We start from the raw sequence: 954 nt of genomic DNA on the forward strand, positions 1-954 counted from the left end.
TAATATCAATATTTATCAAGGTCCGGTACCTCGTAAGATCTCTACCCAACCAGTGAATACCTCACCATCCGGAGTTTCTAATTTGTAGAAGTAAACCCCATCAGGCGTATCACCACCATCCCATGCGTTTTGGTAATTGTCTGAGCTGTCGTAATTATTTGATTATATTTGAAAAACTTCAAACTAGGAACACTGAGTATAAATTTAATGCTGATAAAAACATATTCCGTTTATAGTTAGCGACTTATAGTAATTTGACAGCAAAAGAGACCTCTACTCTATTTACCTAAGATGCTTCAAATAAAATATTTATGAGTTATAAAATATATTATTGGCTTTTATTCGCATGTATATTGCAATCTCTCTCTTGCACAAGCTCACCTGATAAGCAAAAACGACCAGGTATCTGCATATCATTTGATGACCAATACGTTAAAGAATGGTATAGTTTGACTCCATTATTGAAGAAAAATAAAGCCAAGGTGACGTTTTTCGTGACTAAGTTTGACTCTCTTGACTACAAAGAAATAGAGCTCCTGCGCAAGCTAGAGAATGAAGGTCATGAAATTGGCAGCCATGGAAATATGCACGTAATCTCAGGTAAGTATATAAAACAGTACTCATGGCAAGACTATATTGACAATGAGATTATAGCTAACAAAATAGCCATGAAGGCTAAAGGATTTGAGCCAGTATCTTTTGCTTACCCTTATGGAGCCAAATATTATCTAACAGATTATTTTATCTCAAACCATCATGGTGCGATACGATCTGACGTAGCAGTAAACAATGAAAGAGACTTAACACTGATTGATGATATCTATTATGACTTTGACGGTGATTTTACATTTTACTCTATAGGTTTTGATAAAGTTTATCATCTCACGCAAAAAATGGTTGAGCAAGCAATGGCACGTGCTGCCAAAAACAATGAGATCCTATTTTTACATGGTC

The 954-nt window shown here is 35.1% G+C and carries 1 protein-coding gene; it reads left to right on the forward strand.

The annotated features are described in order from the left end of the window. Nucleotides 1–311: 311 nt before the first annotated feature. On the forward strand, nt 312–954 hold a 643-nt coding region (locus E1176_RS00650), incomplete at its 3' end, for a polysaccharide deacetylase family protein (protein ID WP_155208661.1).

It is taken from the genome of Fulvivirga aurantia, from assembly GCF_009711475.1.
Taxonomy (GTDB): domain Bacteria; phylum Bacteroidota; class Bacteroidia; order Cytophagales; family Cyclobacteriaceae; genus Fulvivirga; species Fulvivirga aurantia.